The following is a 14,820-nucleotide window of genomic DNA, read 5'->3' on the forward strand; positions in this document are numbered from 1 at the left end:
GAGCTATGGCTAACAACCCTCACTCAAGGGATCTGATCTTTAGCCCGATCATTCGGATCTGTCACTGGCTGCGGGCACTTGCCATTGTGCTGCTAGTGATTTCCGGTTTCTACCTGTCCTGGCCATTTCTGGTGCAGTACGGCGGTACCGACAATCTGATGCAGGGCTGGGTACGCTTTGGCCACCTGGTGGCAGGGTTCGCACTCTGTGCGATCACCCTAGCTCGATTCTATCTTTACTTCTTCGGTAAGAGTGACATCGAGCGCCGCTCCTTCAAGGACGCCATCAGCCCCAAAGCGTGGATTGAGAACCTCAAAGCCTACATGTACATGGGCCACATGCATAAGTCAGGGGTTTATGGACCACTGCAGTACGTGACCTACATTGGGCTAACCCTAGTGATTGTGGTGATGTGCATTACCGGACTTATCCTGCATGCACACGTCTATCACGAAGGAATTGGTGGCGCCTTTATGCCGATTGCCGAAGCATTAATTCCGATGTTTGGCACTCTGGCATTCGTGCGCGAACTGCACCACTTCCTGACTTGGTTCTTTGTCATCTTCGTGGTCATCCATGTGTACATGGCGGTGTTTAGCGGCATTCGCTTTAAGCACAACTCGGTGGACTCCATCGTGTCTGGCTACGACTACCACCCAATGAAGGACAAGCACTAAATGCCACAAAAGATCCTCATACTGGGGATTGGCAATGTACTGTACGCCGATGAAGGCATCGGCGTACATTTTGCCAACTACATCCAGTACTGTTATGAGTTTCAGTCAGAGGATGGCGTCCAGCTCGATTTTATGGACGGCGGCACCCTTGCCAACGCCTTAATCCCTCTGATTGCTCCCTATGACCACATGGTGGTGGTGGACACCATCAATGCCGCCAACGCCGTTTACGGCCAAGTTTTCTTTTTCGATTTCGACAAAGCCCCAGCCCAAGTGGACTGGCAAGGCAGCGCCCACGAAGTGGAGATGCTGCAAACCCTGAATATGATGGACATGATTGGCGATCGCCCAACCACCTATGTGCTTGGGGTGATTCCAACGGTTCTGGAGTCCATGAGCTTCCAGCTCACGGAGCAGGTGCAAGCGGCGTTGCCCACTATGGAACGCGCCCTAATCGAACACCTACAGAGCCTCGGCATCCACGCCACCAAAGTGCGAGATGTCGACATTCAACAACTGGCGCTAGATACCAGCACCACCATCGGAGCCGCCCGTTATGAAGCTCAGATTTAACTTCCACTGCCACCGCCCTGTTCCCTACTATGCCCAGCAGTGCAACCAACTGCTCAGCCACCCCCATGTCTTCGCCACCGGCATCGACGGCAACAACTACTACTTCGAAGCCGAAGGCAATCTGGCGGAGCTAAGCCAACTGGCCGAGCAGGTCGGCCAGCAGTGGTCACTCTCCTGCTGGCTCAAGCAGAGCAACATGGTTCAGATTGATGACTTCAGTGGTGATACTCTGGCCTTAAGCCACAGCCCCTGCCAGTCTCCCTACTGCTTCCACTGCCAGGAACACCTTGACGATTGCCGTTACTGCGGCAGTGAAGCACTGAGCGCCGAACCGATTGAGCAAGCGGTTGAGCAGTTTATGCAAACCGGAGTGTGCCAACTCAACATTGGTGGCACGGTCAGACGTTTCCATAAGCTTACCGAGCTCAACCTTAGCACCCATAAACAGCTGCTGTTCTGCCGCATTGATGCCTTAAATGAAGCGCTGCACATCTCCAACGAGGGCATTCGCCTGCTCTCCAGTTTAGAAAAACCGATGCTGCAACTGCTGGCCAAAGACAGCTTCATTGAACGCCACCAGTTAGCCCCAGTACTGCACCGAGTGCATCTGGCGGACGACCGCCTGACCCTTGCGCTAAGCCAAGCGCTGGCCGCCAAGGGCATTGATGCCGTGGTGGTCGAGGACAATCAACCTAAACTGCTGCTCAGCATCTTCGATCAGCAGCCATTGGCACTGAGCCACCGTCAACAACCCAAAGCCCCATCGATTGCAAAGCCCCTATGGGATGGCGCAGTAATTGGCGGTTACAGCGCCAGCATCGACAACGACCAGCTTCAGGTCAAACCTGCCCCAGAGCTGGATGCCACCATTGCCGATAAATGGGCCGCCGCCTGTGCCCTGCATACGGCGCAGTTAACCGCGCCGCAAAACAGCGTTACCGCGGTACTGTTCTTAAGTCGCCAGCGCCAATCTGGCCTGTTGTATCAGGACAAACAGGGTGAATATCAATGGCTGGTGAAACTGCCTGATGCCCTGCCCGGCGCAGGCAAAGTACTGGAAACCATCGCCGCCAATCCAGATACCGGGGCTCGGTTGGTGGAACGCTTCAAGCAAGCTCAGCCTGAACGCGCCAAAGCGCTAGAGGAGCAGTGCAACAGCGACATGGCCGGTGGCCTTTCCAGCTTGTACGCCTTAGTGGCTTGGCTCATTCAGGTCGCCAGCCCTGAAGATGATGCGCGTCTGGCGGCAGAGAAATTTACCGCTCTGGCTCTGGGCTTTGATGGCAAATTTAGCCCTCGCATCGACTTCAAGTTGAAGCGTGAACAGGAGGTACTCACCCTACAAGTGGCTAAGGCCCTACAAGCCTGCCTGAGCTACAGCCTGGCCGATGAGCAGAGCGCCCAAGGGGTATGTTACGGCGTGGTTGACTCCCTGGCGGACTTCATCGCCAACTGGGTTGAGCAACTGGACGATGACATCGGCATCGATCAACTGGCACTGGCTGGAGACGAGTTCCACTCGCCGATTTTGCTGGATCGCATCCACCGGCGTCTGGGCAATAACTTCACGCTGCTGCTGCCACAAGAGACCGACTTCGAAGGCAACAATCTGGCCATGGGCGGCCTGTTCTTGCAACAAAGGCGCCGTGCATGATCGCCCGTCAGCACTACCAGATTGGCGGCACAGTACAAGGGGTCGGCTTCCGACCCTTTGTCTACCGCCACGCCATCGAAAATCAACTCACCGGCAACGTACTCAACGATGCCGACGGGGTGTTTATCGAAGTTCAAGGCCCTCTGGAAGCGCTGGCACAGTTTGAACAGGCGATGCGGCATCAACTGCCGCCACTGGCCAAGGTGGATCGCTTCGAGATCACCTCTCACCCAGTCATTGACACCGAAACTGAATTTAGCATCATCGCTAGCCAAGCAAAGCAAGGGGCCCAAGTGGCGCTGGCCACCGACAAAGCCTCCTGCCCGGAATGTTTGGCGGAGATTGGCGATCCCAGCAGTCGCTACTACAACTACCCCTTTACCAACTGCACCAACTGCGGCCCCAGATACACCATCATTCGGGATCTGCCCTACGACCGGCCCTTAACCGCCATGGCCGAGTTTGAGATGTGCCCCGAGTGCGCCAAAGAGTACCAAGACCCACTGAATCGCCGCTACCACGCCCAACCCGTAAGCTGCCCTAACTGCGGCCCCAAGCTCAGTTGGCGCAGCGCCGACGGTAAGCCCGTGGAGTGTAAAGCGCCGCTGCAGCAATGCATCGACGCCTTGGCCAAGGGGCAAGTCATCGCCGTTAAAGGGCTAGGTGGCTACCACCTAATGTGTGATGCCAGCAACGAGTTGGCCGTGGCCACGTTAAGAAAACGTAAGCACCGCCCCAGCAAACCACTGGCGGTCATGGTGGCCAACGAGACTGCGGCGCGAACCTTAGTGCAGGGCGATGACGCCGAATGGCAGATGCTCACCAGCCAGGAGCGGCCGGTAGTGATCATGCGCCGCCAAGCTCAAACTGACAACGGGCCAACTGCCGTTGCGGCGAATGTGGCGCCTGGCATCGACCGCCTCGGGGTGTTTTTGCCCTATACGCCAATCCATCAGCTGCTACTCAACCAACTTAAGCGGCCACTGGTGGCCACCAGCGCCAACCTCTCCGGCGAGCCAGTCATTACGGAACTTGAGCCTTTATTGGCGAAACTGGGCTCGGTGGTCGACGGCATATTGGATCACGATCGCCCCATCCTAAACCCTTGTGATGACTCCGTCGTCCAAGTGGTGTGCGGTCGCCCCCAATGGTGGCGACTGGCGCGGGGCATCGCCCCACAAACGGAGCCGCTGCCGCCGTCACTCTCGCTCTCTGACGACCACTGCATTCTGGCGGTAGGCGCTCAGCAAAAGAATCGACTATCGCTGGCCTTTGGCAGCCGCCAAATCACCAGTCCTCACATCGGCGACCTGGATAATCTGGCCACCGAAACTTACTTTGAACACACCTTAGAACAGCTCAGTCGCATCTACCAACTGACGCCATCGATGGTGGTCTCCGACCGCCACCCAGGCTATGGCTCAAGCCAGTGGGCACAGCAATACACTCACGCTAAACAGCTGCCACTATTGCAGGTACAGCATCATTACGCCCACCTACTGGCGGTGATGGCGGAGCATCAGCACACAGGCCCTGTTCTGGGTTTTGCCTTCGACGGCACCGGCCTTGGAGACGATGGCAGTTTGTGGGGCGGTGAGGTACTCAAAGCCGACGTTAACGGCTATGAGCGACTGCATCACATCAAACCGTTTCGCCTCATTGGCGGCGAACAGGCCATTAAGCAGCCCTATCGCATCGCACTGTCGCTGATGTTTGAGCAGATGAGTCTCGAGCAGGTGCAAGCTTCGTGTTGGCCTAAGCGCTTTGGCCTGAGCTCAAGCCAGGTGGCCAACCTGCACCGGATGTGGCAGCGGGGCATCAACAGTCCCTACTCCAGCTCCATGGGCCGCTTATTTGACGCCGTCGCGGCCTGGCTTGGTGTCTGTCTTAACAGCGACTTTGATGGCCAAACCGGCATGATGCTGGAAGCGATCGCCGAATCCGGCCTATCTGGCGATCAAGATCTCACTTGTGAAACCGATGTTGAACTTAAGTTATCGGTCACAGTCGACGGCTATATCGATACCCACTCACTCGTTGAGGCCATGATTAACCGCCAACACGAATCGATCCCCGCTCTGGCGCTGGGATTCATTAAAGGGATTGCTCAGCTCATCGCTGAGATCGCAAACGCTCACCCTCAACTGCCACTTGTGCTGGCTGGGGGCGTTATGCAGAACCGAATTTTGCTGGAACAGCTTCAGCACCACATAGACAGCGAGCGTTGGTTGTGGCCAATGCGCACTGCCGTCAACGACAGCAGCTTGGCCCAGGGTCAGTTGTGGTTCGCACTGAACCAGTCCCAATCCTCAGACCTATCCAATTAGCGAGACATTTATGGAAACTGGCCTACTCATCCTATTTTTCTACGGCATCCTCCACAGCTTTGGTCCTGACCATCTGGTGGTGATAGCCAACTTCTCCATCGGCAAGCAGAGCAAGGCCGCTTTTGCAAACGTACTGCTGTTCGCCATAGGTCATGGCCTAATGCTGTTGGTGTTCGCCAAGATTTTAAGCCTCTACCCTCTACCGGAGTGGGTCACCGCCAGTGGCGATCTCATTGCCGCTTCAGTGATCTGCTTGATGGGTGCCTATCTGCTCTACATGGCGCTCACCAATCAAATTCAATTCCGCCAGCATATGCACGAGGGTAAGCCTCACATCCACATCTGGTTTGGCAAAGCCCACGAACATGACAAAAAAGACAAAGCGTCCGCTTTGGCTCTCGGCGCACTGATGGGCATGGGCGGCGTACGAGGCATGTTGGTCACTCTGGGTGTGGTGGATGCCGCCAGCATCAACCTCTCTCTCGTGGCGGCCTTTGTGGCTGGTGTGCTGCTGTGTTTCAGCCTATTTGGTGGCGCGGTATTGCTGTTTAACCGCCACTTCCTCACCAGTCAGAAGAACGTAAAACGCACCTTCGCTTGTGCCGGGGGAGTTTCTTTGGCCACAGGGTTGATGCTTTTGGCCGGTTAAGCCCCAAGATTAACGACCCAAAGCTGTCCAAAATCAAGGCAGCTTTGGCTCAAGCATTGAATACTACTCGAACAATAATTACAGGAACTGCAGCTCATGTGTTTGTCTATCCCATCGAAAGTGGTGCAGCTGCACCCAGAAGACACCACCGCCACCGTGGACACCATGGGGGTAACTCGACGGGTCAGCACCCACCTCATTAACGAGCCTCTGGCTATCGGGGACTATGTGCTGATCCACGTCGGCTTTGCCATGAACAAGATCGACAATGAAGCGGCGCAAGAGAGCCTTGAGCTGTACAAAGAGATCATCGACAAGATGGGTACCGAACATGCCTGAGCTGCAGCTGAACGACCTCTATCAAGGCTTTCGCGATCCCAAAGCGATTAAAGCACTGCTTGCCAACATCGCCGAGCGAGCGCAACACCTCAGTGAACCGCTCAAAATCATGGAGGTGTGCGGCGGCCATACCCACTCCATCATGAAATATGGCCTGCATCAGAGTCTACCCGACAACATCGAATTTATTCATGGCCCAGGCTGTCCGGTGTGCATCATGCCCAAAGAGCGCATCGATCAGGCCATCGCTTTGGCCCTTCAACCCGAAGTGATTCTGTGCACCTTAGGTGACATGATTCGGGTGCCAGGTTCCAAGTCCAGCCTGTCTCAAGTACGAGCCCAAGGTGCCGACGTTCGCCCCCTGTACGATCCCATGGACGCCATCAAACTGGCTCAGGAGCACCCTGACAAAACCGTGGTCTATTTCGCCATCGGTTTTGAAACCACCACGCCGATGACCGCGGTACTGGTGCAGCAGATTGAGCGTTTGGGGCTCACCAACTTGCTGCTGCACGTTAATCACGTACTGGTGCCACCGGCGGTACACGCCGTCATGGCAGATGGCCAAGCCCAGGTGAATGCCTTCATTGGCCCGTCACACGTTAGCGTGATCACCGGCGCTAAAATCTACCAACCTATTGTTGATGCCTACCAAACTCCCGTGGTGGTCTCTGGCTTTGAACCGGTGGACATCCTCGAAGGGGTATTGATGCTGGTGGAACAAAAGCTCGCCGATAAAGCCGAACTGGAGATCCAATATCGCCGCGCAGTCGACATGGATGGCAACCTGCAAGCTCAGAAGATGATCGATGACACCCTCGCCATTCGAGACAAATTCCGTTGGCGTGGACTAGGCAACATACCTGAATCGGCGCTCACCTTAAAAGCTGAGTTTAACCATCTCAACGCTGAACTGCTCTTTGCCGAGCAACTGCCGACTGAAGAGTTGGATGATCACAAAGCCTGCCTCTGCGGCGCCATCTTAAAGGGTCTCGCTAAGCCAAACGACTGCAAGGTATTTGGCCGAGGCTGCACCCCACAATCGCCCATGGGCAGCTGCATGGTCAGCTCCGAGGGCGCCTGCCATGCCCACTACAAATACGCCGGAGTTCAGTTATGACCAGCACCCCTTCCCCACGCCGCATACAACTGAGCCACGGCGGTGGTGGCGTTGAGATGAATCAGCTGATCCAAAAGCTGTTCTTTAAGTATCTTGGCAATGACATCCTGCTTCGAGACGAAGATGCCGCTCGGCTGGAAATGACCGGCCCCATCGCCTTTACCACCGACAGCTTTACCGTCAGCCCCCGCACCTTTGCCGGAGGCGATCTGGGCAAGATTGCCATCGCCGGTACCGTTAACGATCTGGCCATGGCTGGCGCACGTCCTCAGTACTTAAGTTGTGGGTTCATCATCGAAGAGGGGCTAACCTTCAGCGAGCTAGAACAGTTGGTCAAGTCCATGGCCGACGAGCTGGCCAAAAGCGGTGCCAAGATCGTCTGTGGCGACACCAAGGTGGTGCCCAAAGGTGCAGCCGACGGCGTCTTCATTAACACCTCTGGGGTTGGCGAGTGTCTGGCAGCGCCTAACTGGAAGTCCCTAGAAGCGGGCGACCTGATTCTGGTGTCTCGGGACATTGGTCGTCACGGAGCCTGCATTCTGGCTAACCGTGAAGGAATGAGCCTTGAGGGCAATCTCAGCAGCGACTGCGCCACCCTATGGCCTGATGTCGAACGACTGCTGAATGCCGGAATTGAGGTTAAAGCGATGCGCGACGCCACCCGAGGCGGACTGGCTGCCGTGCTTAATGAGTGGGCCAATGGTCGCCAGTTGGGCATCGACGTTACCCAAGAGCAGGTTCCCATCACCGATGAGGTTCAAGGGCTGTGTGAACTGTTTGGGTTTGAACCGATGGAGCTGGCCAACGAAGGCACCTTCGTACTTGCCGTGCCCAAAGAGCAAGGGGACGCCGCCCTAGAGATTTTGCGTTTAAGCCAACCCACCGCCGCCATCATCGGCACCGTGGTCGAACAGCACCTTGGTAAGGTGGTACTGACCTCCCCTTGGGGCAGTCAGCGCTATCTCGAACTGCCGAAAGGCGAGCTGCTACCGCGCATTTGTTAGGAGCTAATTCCTTTTGAAACCTAAGGCCGCAACCTCGATTGCGGCCTTTTTTGTTCTAGTTTTGGTGTCTCCACGGGAAAATAACCGTCCTTTAAGTCTCTCGCTGCAATTTCTGCGACCAACTCGGTTGACCGAATCCCGAGTAGGCTTGATATAATTGTCGATTACCTTCTATTTTCGGACAGAAAAATCATGAGCATTGAAAACACCCTGATGGTGCGTGGTGACTCCAAGTGTGAGTTGTGTGGCAGTAACGATCAGCTGAGCGTTTACGATGTGCCGCCGGTAGACAAAAGCCACGAAGACAAGGCAGTACTGACCTGCCTGAAGTGCAAAACCGAACTGGCCGAAGGCAGCGAACTTGACGTAAACCACTGGCGCTGCGTTAACGACGCCATGTGGAGCCAGGTAACCGCTGTGCAAGTGGTTGCTTATCGCGTACTGCACCAACTGGTTGCGAAGGGCGAAACCTGGGCTCAAGATCTGCTGGATATGATGTACATGGAAGAGGACGTCAAAGCTTGGGCTGATCTAGGCCTTCCAGAAGAGGAAGATCCAGATGCCATCGTTCACCGTGACAGCAATGGTGACGTAATCGTTGCCGGCGACACCGTGCACCTGATTAAAGATCTCGTCGTGAAAGGCGGTAACTTCACCGCCAAGCGTGGTACTGCAGTGCGCAACATCGGCACCACCAACAACCCGCTGCACATCGAAGGCCGTGTGAATGGCCAGCGCATCGTCATCTTGACCGAGTTCGTTAAGAAGTCCAAGCACAGCGAAGAATAAGCGCTCTTTCTGACTCCCAAGGCGATGCATTTTGCATCGCCTTTTTTGTATGGCAACCATAAGGAAAAGCAACGGAAACCCCATTCGTGAAGCCCGTCACCTCAGCTCATCACTATCGTTATAATAGTTCATCTATTTTCTAAAAATGCCTATCTAATACCACAATTTCAACCAAACGGCCCTAAGCTGACACTTTCATGATGGCTCGCGCTTCTCCTGTATCTTCCTGCCCACTAAATCGATAACAGAATCATGCTAATAAATTGATTTTAAAGACTTAAATATCAGATTGTGCTGTCATCACCTCTAGACTCTTCAACAATTGATACTGCCAGCCCAAATCCAATGAACGCCCCATCACAAATAAAGACCACTATCATTTCGATACCACTTAGAAAAATAGCTATCAAAATGATGATTTCAGCGCAATTTTTAACCCAAGCCCTTATAAAAGCACACCGTGAATGAGATCACGGTAATCAAGATGGAGAAACCAAACCATAGAAATAGAACTTTGGCCCTTGAGGGTCGCTAACTCAGTGTCTGTTTATGGTTTATCTGGATCACGCCGCTACCTCCAATCCAAAGCCTCAATGTGTCATCGAGGCGATGTCGCACTATGCCAGTGAGGGCAGTGCCAATCCGGGACGAGGCAGTCACCCTCTTGCCAATCGCGCCGCTCGGTTGCTATTTGAAACTCGGGAGCGATTAAAGACCTTTCTAGGCGCAGAAGCGGCCGGCGAAGTGGTATTTACCGCCAACGTTACCGAAGCCTTAAATTTGGCTCTATTTGGCCTACTCAAGCCGGGGGATGAAGTGCTGGTGTCAAGCCTAGAGCACAACGCCATGATGCGCCCTCTGCGCCTACTTGAGCAGCAAGGTGTGCGCATTACCAAGATAGCAAGCGATCCCAAATCCGGAGTGATTGACCTAAAGCTGCTGGCTCAATCCCTCTCTACCAACACCAAGCTCGTGGCCATCAACCACGCCTCCAACGCCTTTGGCACCTTACAGCCTCTGGATGCCATCGGCGAGCTTTGCCGCCAGCATGAGTGTCTACTACTGGCAGACTGCGCCCAAACCGCAGGTCATCTGCCCATAGATATGGCGAGCGCTAAGATCGATCTGCTGGCCTTCACCGGTCATAAAGGCCTACTGGGCCCCATGGGTACCGGCGGCCTGATAATTAATACCCGAGCCCAGAAAAATGGCATCAAACCACTGATACTCGGTGGCACTGGCAGCCTGTCAGAATCGGAAAACCAACCGGAGTTTCTGCCCGACGCACTGGAAAGCGGCACACCGAACTTGCCCGGAATCGCCGGTCTGAATGCTGGCGTGAAGTGGCTGCAGCAACAGGGTATCAACCGGCTGCATCAACAAGAGTTAGCCCTGTGTCAGCGCTTAATGGTGGGTCTTAGCCAACTGCCCAATGTTCGTCTTATCGGCCCAGCCATGAATGCTCCAAGAACGGCGGTGGTCTCTTTTGTTATCAAAGGTATGGATAACGGCGAGGTGGACGACCTACTGGGAAATCAGCATCAAATATATTGCCGCACCGGGCTGCACTGCGCTCCGGCGGCCCATCGCGCCCTTGGCACGTTTCCTGAGGGCAGCATCCGTTTCAGCCTCGGCGCCACCACTACAGCGGAGGATGTCGACTGCGCCATCGCCGCCGTAAAGGCGATCTGCACCGCCACCGTCGCTGCCGACGAATAATTTACAGGATATTCCTATGTTTAGTCCCCAAACCACACAGACCACTCCGGGTACCATCTCCACCGAGGAGAGCAGCATCAGCACCGCACCTCTGGAGTACTTCAAAAAGGCGATCTCTAGTGAGATCCAATACGTTCGAGAGCAAAAGGCCAAGGGGCGAGGCATCGTCGGTTTCTACTGTGAGTACACCCCAAGGGATCTGATCTTGGCCGCAGATGCTGTGCCTATCTGTCTGTGTGGCAGCAGCCAAAGCTCCATCGCCGATGCAGAAACTCTGCTGCCGTCGAACCTGTGTCCACTGATCAAATCCTCCTTTGGCTACGTGGTCAGCGGCAAATGTCCGCTGGTAAATGACTCCGATCTGTTCGTGGCAGAAACCACCTGCGACGGTAAGAAAAAGATGTACGAGATCATGGCGCGTACCAAGCCGATTCATGTGCTGGAACTCACCCAAAAGGTTGATAACGAGCTGGCGTTTAAGCACTGGCTGCGGGAAGTGGAGGATCTCAAACTCAAACTCGAGCAACACTTTGGGGTTGAGATCACCAACGACAAGCTGTCTCAAGCCATTCGTAAGATGAACCAAGAGCGAGCTTTGATTCTCGAAATTCAGGAGCTGGGCAAACATCGCCCAGCCATCGTTTCCGGCTATGAGGTAGCGCAAACCCGCTACCGAGTGGCAGGCTTTGAGCAGAATTTGCATCAGATGCGACAGTTCCTGCAGATGGCCAAGCAGCGCCAGCACTCGGGCTATCAAGCGGCACCTGCAGGTGCTCCTCGAGTGCTGCTGACCGGCTGCCCTACCGGCCAAGGCACCGAGAAACTGATTGAGGTCATTGAGGAGTGCGGCGGCATCGTGGTGGTGCAAGAGGCCTGCTCTGGCATCAAAGGCGTATTTGAGCCGGTAAACGAACAGGGCGACCCGCTGGAAGCGATCGCTCGCAAACACTTTAATACGCCTTGCTCCTGCATGACTCCAAATCAGGGCCGACAGGATCTGCTCAAGCGCCTAGCTGATGAGTACCAAGCGGATGTGGTGATCGAACTGGTATGGCAGGCCTGTCACACCTACAACGTGGAAGCGGTACTCATTCAAGATTACGTCCAGCAGCAGTTGGGACTGCCCTACCTCAAGGTGGAAACCGACTACTCCAACTCTGATCGTGAACAGCTTAAAGTGCGGGTACAAACCCTGCTGGAGCTAGCGCAATGCTAACCTGCGGCATCGATATTGGCTCTCGCACCATCAAGGGAGTACTGGTTAAAGATGGTCAGCTCCTCGACTGGGCTACTGGCCTTAGCGGCGCCACGCCTCAAGCCAATGCTCAGCAGCTGTTTCACACCCTGCTGGAGACCAATGGGCTGAAATCCTCGGCTCTGGATCGCACCTTGGCGACCGGTTATGGGCGCAACTATTTCGACGATGCCGACAAGGTCTCCTCTGAGATCATCTGCCACAGCGCTGGCCTTACCTTCCTGCAGCCACAGGTGCGCACCATCATCGACATTGGCGGGCAGGACTCCAAGGTGATCAAAGTGGCCCCTAGCGGCAAGGTACTGGATTTCGTGATGAACGACCGCTGCGCAGCGGGAACGGGAAAGTTTCTGGAGATGGTGGCCCATACCCTGAACCTAGCGGTGGAAGACATCGGCCGCATGGCCGCCAGCAGCGAGCAAAGCTGCGAAATCTCCTCCATGTGTGCGGTGTTTGCCGAATCGGAGATCATCAGCCTGATTCATCAAGGAGTGCCTACCGAGGTGATCTTAAAAGGGGTGTGTGATGCGGTGGCCAAACGCATCGTCTCCCTCGGCCGGAAAATCGGTTTTGATGGTCCCATCGGCTTTAGCGGCGGCGTTGCCCAAAATCTCGGCGTTGCCGAGGCCATTGAAGCCAGGCTCAACACTCAGGTGCTGATTCGCCCAGAGCGGCCGCAGATCACCGGTGCCCTCGGAGCGGCGCTGATTGCTCAAAAGGGCCTGTAATAGGGGAAACCATGACACAACCAAACTCAACCCAAGACTGCATCGTGACCTTTCAGTCCAGCCACTTGGCCCTCAAAGCCGAGCAACAGTTAGCGCAATCGCAGATGAGCTGCCGGCTGATCTCAGCCCCTCGGGTTATCAGTTCTCAATGCGGCTTCTGCCTACTGATTGAAAACCAAAGCAGCCAAGCCGTTTTCGAGGCGCTGGACAGCCTGTCCGTCGCCTATTCCAACCTGTACTCAAAACAACCACGTCAAGGAGTCAATCACTATGAAAAGTACCGTTGATCTACAAGGGCTTACGCCCGAACTGGCCCAACAAGCCCTGCATCAAGCCCTAAACCAAGCGGGCGTAACCACACTGGAGATTCAATGCTCTGATGAAGCCGTTACCCAAACCATACTGGAACTGTTGGCAAAATCAGAGGCCGAGTGTGAACTGCTTAGCGCCAAAGAGAGCCAGGTGATCATCGCCAACTTAAACCACGACGGCGTCATGGACTCCACCTCATTAGTAGTCGGCAGCGATCAAATGGGCCAAGGCGATGACGTAATCGGTACTAAGTTGATGAATGCGTTTTTCAATGTCAGCGGCGATTACAAGCAAGTACCGCAATCGATCTTCTTCCTGAATACTGGCGTCAAGCTAACAGTAGCGGACTCACCTGCTCTAGGGGGTCTACAAGCCCTGCAGCAGAAAGGCTGCGACCTCATTGTTTGCGGCACCTGCCTCGATTACTTCTCCCTCTCCGAAGAATTGGCCGTCGGCCGAGTGGGCACCATGCATGATCTGATCAGCATTTACCATAACCAAACCAAGGTGATCGCCCTTTAGCTGACCCCGAACCACGCCAAATCGTCCTTTAGGCCATGCTTTGAGGACGATTACTTTCTCTCTTCCTAGGCAGCCCCATACTAAAACTTCCAAGACCCTGATAAATAAGCGGCTTTACTTTTGCGCTGGATCACACTTTTTTTGAAGGTTAAAATAGCGCCGCGACTCGCATCTCAAGTATCGGGCGCATCAATGGATGATAAAAATAAGCACCTGCAAAGCAGGGCAAGGGGTCAATATGGATACACCAGTAACACGCCCAATCACTAAGATTGAAGCCGTGGATTTTCACAGCCCAGATGCCGCAGAGCGTTTTGTGAAATCCCTTCGAGACACCGGCTTTGGCGTCCTCAAAAACCACCCGCTATCTCAACAGCACGTACAACGAATCTACGACAACTGGCTCGGCTTTTTCGATACCGAAGAGAAGCATCAGTTTGCTTTCAACCCGGAAGCACAAGATGGCTTTTTCTCCGCCGAGGTTGCCGAAAGTGCCAAAGGCTCTGACAAACGCGACATCAAGGAGTACTTTCATTACTACCCTTGGGGTCAATGTCCTAAGTCGCTAAAAACGGATCTGCAAGATTATTACGACACCACCTTAGGCTTTGCCACTACGCTACTGGAATGGATTGAGCACTTCACTCCTCAAGACATTGCCAAACACTATCGCGAACCACTGTCGAATATGATCAAAAGCAGCGACCAATCTCTGCTTCGGGTTTTGCACTACCCGCCGATGACTGGCGAGGAGGAGCCCGGAGCCATACGCGCTGCCGCTCATGAAGACATCAACCTCATCACCATTTTGCCTGCCGCCAATGAACCGGGCCTTCAAGTGAAAGGCAAAGATGGTCAATGGCTGGATGTGCCGTGCGATTTTGGCAACTTAATCATTAATACCGGCGACATGTTGCAAGAGGCCTCTCAAGGTTACTTCCCCTCAACGACTCACCGAGTAATCAACCCTGAAGGTACCGATTTCAATCGCTCTCGAGTGTCACTACCACTGTTCATTCACCCGCGTCCAGAGGTAGTGCTATCGGAAAAGCACACCGCAAACAGCTACCTAATGGAACGTCTAAGGGAACTTGGGGTGATCTAGTCGCGACGAATCCCGCTAGGGCCAGATTCCAGATGAAACCTAAGCCG

General features: G+C 54.5%; 15 protein-coding genes. All 15 read left to right on the forward strand.

The annotated features are described in order from the left end of the window. The first annotated feature begins 5 nt into the window (after positions 1 to 5). The 15 genes from cybH to FCL42_RS11165 all read left to right on the forward strand — a co-directional run bounded on the left by cybH (position 6) and on the right by FCL42_RS11165 (position 14,773). Positions 6 to 677, forward strand: coding sequence for a Ni/Fe-hydrogenase, b-type cytochrome subunit (cybH, locus tag FCL42_RS11095; RefSeq protein ID WP_136863491.1), 672 nt, complete (start codon positions 6 to 8; stop codon positions 675 to 677). Beyond that, positions 678 to 1,250: a HyaD/HybD family hydrogenase maturation endopeptidase gene (locus FCL42_RS11100; protein WP_136863492.1), complete on the forward strand. Its 573-nt coding sequence runs from the start codon at positions 678 to 680 to the stop codon at positions 1,248 to 1,250. Next, positions 1,234 to 2,904, forward strand: a complete 1,671-nt coding sequence (locus tag FCL42_RS11105; protein ID WP_136863493.1) for a Kae1-like domain-containing protein — start codon at positions 1,234 to 1,236, stop codon at positions 2,902 to 2,904. The genes FCL42_RS11100 and FCL42_RS11105 overlap by 17 nt, the downstream gene beginning before the upstream one ends. Further along, positions 2,901 to 5,231 carry a carbamoyltransferase HypF gene (hypF, locus tag FCL42_RS11110; RefSeq protein ID WP_136863494.1) on the forward strand — a complete coding sequence of 777 codons (2,331 nt, stop codon included), beginning with the start codon at positions 2,901 to 2,903 and terminating at the stop codon, positions 5,229 to 5,231. Before FCL42_RS11105 ends, hypF begins: the two co-directional genes overlap by 4 nt. A 10-nt stretch (positions 5,232 to 5,241) precedes the next feature. Next, a complete protein-coding gene (locus FCL42_RS11115) occupies positions 5,242 to 5,880 on the forward strand; it encodes a hypothetical protein (protein ID WP_136863495.1) in 639 nt (212 codons plus the stop codon). Between the two features lie 96 nt (positions 5,881 to 5,976). Next, complete coding sequence (locus FCL42_RS11120) at positions 5,977 to 6,219, forward strand: HypC/HybG/HupF family hydrogenase formation chaperone (protein ID WP_136863496.1); 243 nt, start codon at positions 5,977 to 5,979, stop codon at positions 6,217 to 6,219. After that, positions 6,212 to 7,339, forward strand: coding sequence for a hydrogenase formation protein HypD (gene hypD, locus FCL42_RS11125; RefSeq protein WP_136863497.1), 1,128 nt, complete (start codon positions 6,212 to 6,214; stop codon positions 7,337 to 7,339). Before FCL42_RS11120 ends, hypD begins: the two co-directional genes overlap by 8 nt. Continuing rightward, on the forward strand, positions 7,336 to 8,343 hold the full coding sequence (gene hypE, locus FCL42_RS11130) for a hydrogenase expression/formation protein HypE (protein ID WP_136863498.1): 1,008 nt from the start codon (positions 7,336 to 7,338) through the stop codon (positions 8,341 to 8,343). Before hypD ends, hypE begins: the two co-directional genes overlap by 4 nt. A gap of 192 nt (positions 8,344 to 8,535) precedes the next feature. Further along, positions 8,536 to 9,132, forward strand: a complete 597-nt coding sequence (locus FCL42_RS11135; RefSeq protein WP_136863499.1) for a PhnA domain-containing protein — start codon at positions 8,536 to 8,538, stop codon at positions 9,130 to 9,132. Between the two features lie 549 nt (positions 9,133 to 9,681). Further along, on the forward strand, positions 9,682 to 10,851 hold the full coding sequence (locus FCL42_RS11140; protein WP_205729259.1) for an aminotransferase class V-fold PLP-dependent enzyme: 1,170 nt from the start codon (positions 9,682 to 9,684) through the stop codon (positions 10,849 to 10,851). 16 nt (positions 10,852 to 10,867) lie between these two features. Continuing rightward, entirely contained in the window at positions 10,868 to 12,067 is a 1,200-nt protein-coding gene (locus tag FCL42_RS11145) for a double-cubane-cluster-containing anaerobic reductase (RefSeq protein ID WP_136863501.1), read from the forward strand. Continuing rightward, positions 12,061 to 12,834: an acyl-CoA dehydratase activase gene (locus FCL42_RS11150; protein WP_136863502.1), complete on the forward strand. Its 774-nt coding sequence runs from the start codon at positions 12,061 to 12,063 to the stop codon at positions 12,832 to 12,834. Before FCL42_RS11145 ends, FCL42_RS11150 begins: the two co-directional genes overlap by 7 nt. A gap of 11 nt (positions 12,835 to 12,845) precedes the next feature. After that, the gene (locus FCL42_RS11155; protein WP_136863503.1) at positions 12,846 to 13,121 is read left to right on the forward strand and encodes a DUF3343 domain-containing protein; all 276 of its coding nucleotides are present in this window, start codon (positions 12,846 to 12,848) and stop codon (positions 13,119 to 13,121) included. Next, positions 13,105 to 13,668 (forward strand): sulfurtransferase-like selenium metabolism protein YedF, encoded by a 564-nt coding sequence (gene yedF, locus FCL42_RS11160; RefSeq protein ID WP_229359843.1) that lies wholly within the window; start codon positions 13,105 to 13,107, stop codon positions 13,666 to 13,668. The genes FCL42_RS11155 and yedF overlap by 17 nt, the downstream gene beginning before the upstream one ends. 238 nt (positions 13,669 to 13,906) lie before the next feature. Further along, the gene (locus tag FCL42_RS11165; protein ID WP_136863505.1) at positions 13,907 to 14,773 is read left to right on the forward strand and encodes a 2OG-Fe(II) oxygenase family protein; all 867 of its coding nucleotides are present in this window, start codon (positions 13,907 to 13,909) and stop codon (positions 14,771 to 14,773) included. Positions 14,774 to 14,820: the final 47 nt, after the last annotated feature.

Origin of the sequence: Ferrimonas aestuarii, assembly GCF_005116665.1 — a bacterium.
Lineage (GTDB): Bacteria > Pseudomonadota > Gammaproteobacteria > Enterobacterales > Shewanellaceae > Ferrimonas > Ferrimonas aestuarii.

Coding starts and splice junctions, on each gene's coding strand:
- FCL42_RS11105 (WP_136863493.1), top strand. CDS start 1,234: ATGAAGCTCAGATTTAACTTCCACTGCCACCGCCCTGTTCCCTACTAT.
- FCL42_RS11165 (WP_136863505.1), top strand. CDS start 13,907: ATGGATACACCAGTAACACGCCCAATCACTAAGATTGAAGCCGTGGAT.
- FCL42_RS11145 (WP_136863501.1), top strand. CDS start 10,868: ATGTTTAGTCCCCAAACCACACAGACCACTCCGGGTACCATCTCCACC.
- hypE (WP_136863498.1), top strand. CDS start 7,336: ATGACCAGCACCCCTTCCCCACGCCGCATACAACTGAGCCACGGCGGT.
- hypD (WP_136863497.1), top strand. CDS start 6,212: ATGCCTGAGCTGCAGCTGAACGACCTCTATCAAGGCTTTCGCGATCCC.
- FCL42_RS11140 (WP_205729259.1), top strand. CDS start 9,682: ATGGTTTATCTGGATCACGCCGCTACCTCCAATCCAAAGCCTCAATGT.
- FCL42_RS11150 (WP_136863502.1), top strand. CDS start 12,061: ATGCTAACCTGCGGCATCGATATTGGCTCTCGCACCATCAAGGGAGTA.
- FCL42_RS11115 (WP_136863495.1), top strand. CDS start 5,242: ATGGAAACTGGCCTACTCATCCTATTTTTCTACGGCATCCTCCACAGC.
- yedF (WP_229359843.1), top strand. CDS start 13,105: ATGAAAAGTACCGTTGATCTACAAGGGCTTACGCCCGAACTGGCCCAA.
- cybH (WP_136863491.1), top strand. CDS start 6: ATGGCTAACAACCCTCACTCAAGGGATCTGATCTTTAGCCCGATCATT.
- FCL42_RS11120 (WP_136863496.1), top strand. CDS start 5,977: ATGTGTTTGTCTATCCCATCGAAAGTGGTGCAGCTGCACCCAGAAGAC.
- FCL42_RS11100 (WP_136863492.1), top strand. CDS start 678: ATGCCACAAAAGATCCTCATACTGGGGATTGGCAATGTACTGTACGCC.
- FCL42_RS11135 (WP_136863499.1), top strand. CDS start 8,536: ATGAGCATTGAAAACACCCTGATGGTGCGTGGTGACTCCAAGTGTGAG.
- hypF (WP_136863494.1), top strand. CDS start 2,901: ATGATCGCCCGTCAGCACTACCAGATTGGCGGCACAGTACAAGGGGTC.
- FCL42_RS11155 (WP_136863503.1), top strand. CDS start 12,846: ATGACACAACCAAACTCAACCCAAGACTGCATCGTGACCTTTCAGTCC.